1 protein-coding gene and 1 pseudogene are annotated in these 2,036 nt (G+C 42.5%); both read left to right on the top strand.

The window, feature by feature from the left end; translation table 11 throughout:
- A partial coding sequence (locus AB3112_RS10975) for a glycosyltransferase family 2 protein (protein ID WP_367334510.1) occupies window positions 1-743 on the top strand: 743 nt, incomplete at its 5' end.
- Window positions 744-878: 135 nt separating this feature from the next.
- Window positions 879-2,036 (top strand): annotated as a pseudogene (locus tag AB3112_RS10980) (hypothetical protein); the annotation flags it as partial.

A 2,036-nucleotide genomic window follows, 5' to 3' on the forward strand; every position in this document is an offset into this window, starting at 1 on the left:
CTGTTCACTACGTCTCCTTTTCGCGAAATTTCGGTAAGGAAGCTGGTTTATTAGCCGGTTTAGAACACACCATTGGTGATTACGTGGCCGTCATGGACGTTGATCTACAAGATCCACCGACTTTATTACCTAAAATGTTGGCAATGCTTGAAAGCGGTGATTACGACTGCATCGGTACAATGCGGGAAAATCGTGCCGGCGAACCAATGATCAGGTCATTCTTGTCACGCTCGTTTTACTCGGTCGTCAACAAAATCTCAAAAGTAAAAATTATTCCCAACGCCCGCGATTACCGGTTAATGACACGTCAAATGGTTGATGCCATCTTGGAATTGCCTGAATATAACCGATTTTCTAAGGGCATCTTTAACTGGGTCGGTTTCCGAACCACTTATTTGAAGTTCGAAAATCAACCCCGCTCCGCTGGCGAAACCCACTGGTCGATTTGGCAGCTGTTCAATTATTCAATGGACGCCATCGTCGACTTTTCCGACGTTCCTTTGAAGATTGCGACCTTCACCGGTGGCTTGCTATCACTGATCTCAATTATCAGTATATTTGTTGTTATTATTCGTAAAATATTATTCGATAACAGTGTCAGTGGTTGGGCCTCAACCATCACGATTTTGCTCTTGATTGGTGGTATTCAGCTGTTCTGTCTCGGAATTATCGGCAATTACATTGGTAAGATTTATATCGAATCAAAACACCGGCCGCACTATATCGTGCAAGAAAAGAAGTAACCTTCTCAATCTAGACTGAGACGCATACGACCATATCGGGAAACTGGTATGGTCGTATGCGTTTCCGCATTCGAACGAAGTTAAAAATTATGAATGAAATTATTATTTAAACGCTCTCTGGGGGATATTAATGCAATGACACTTTCACGAAAAAAGACACACATGGCACTTGTGACAATCACAATAATAATCCTGGCACTATTGTCAACCTATCCAGCATTTAGTGGCCACTTCTTCGCAATCAATAGCGACGGTCAAGTTCATCTAGCGCGGCTTGAGTCCTTATACCAGGCACTGAGATCCGGGCGTTTTCCTAGCCTAATCAACTTTATCGGCTTTGACAACCACGGTATTGCCGTAAATGCCATGTATCCTTGGCCCACTTTGCTAATTTTTGTCATTCCACGACTTCTTTTTCAAAGCCCCATGTTGGGATTAGCCGTTGGGTTTCTGTTGATGAATATTTTCACCCTCACAAACGCATACTGGTTGGCTAAGTCGCTGTCAAAAAATCGCTTGGTGTTATGGTTAGGCGTCCTTGCTTATCAATTTAATTCATATCATTTTGAGTTGATGTTCACTCGAGGGGCAATGGGTGCGGCCTTTGGATACGCCTTCTTGCCACTGGTCATATTGGGACTCTTTAAGATTTGGAAAAACGACCAACTAGGGATTGTTTGGCTGGCTATCGGAATGGGCTTAGTCGGTAATTCACATATTTTATCGCTGCTTCTCTTTACGATTTTAATTGCGGTTTTGGAACTGATTCGCATCATCCGCCGCAAATTCACACGACGAGAATTCAAACAGCTCTTATTGAGTGCAGTAATTAGCATATTAATGGCCAGTTATTCATTATATAATGTTATAACTTGGGGTTTGAACAATAAACTGGTCACGCCGACACCAATTCTGCTGGGAATGAATCCTTCATACGGGCTAACTAACCTATTGAACAATGATATTACTGAATCAAGTACTGGTGCCCATATGGGATTGGCTGTAACCCTCCTACTTATTTATCTAGTGGCTCAGTTATTTTCGCATCCCACAGGGCAATGGCGTTACTGGACAATCGGTGCGCTCAGTCTCTGGATACTCGCTCAGAATTGGATAAACTGGCCACACTTTGCAACCACGCCAGTCAGTCTGCTTCAATTTACAATGCGCATTTTGACCATTGTCTCGCTTCTAATAATGATCGGCCTAATTCTATTTTTAAATCAAGTCAATTGGAATTCAACGGCAACAACTATTTTTGCAGGATTAGTGATCATATTTATCGGTGTTAGC

The sequence above is a fragment of the Lentilactobacillus sp. genome (genome assembly GCF_040773105.1).
Taxonomy (GTDB): Bacteria; Bacillota; Bacilli; order Lactobacillales; family Lactobacillaceae; genus Lentilactobacillus; species Lentilactobacillus parabuchneri.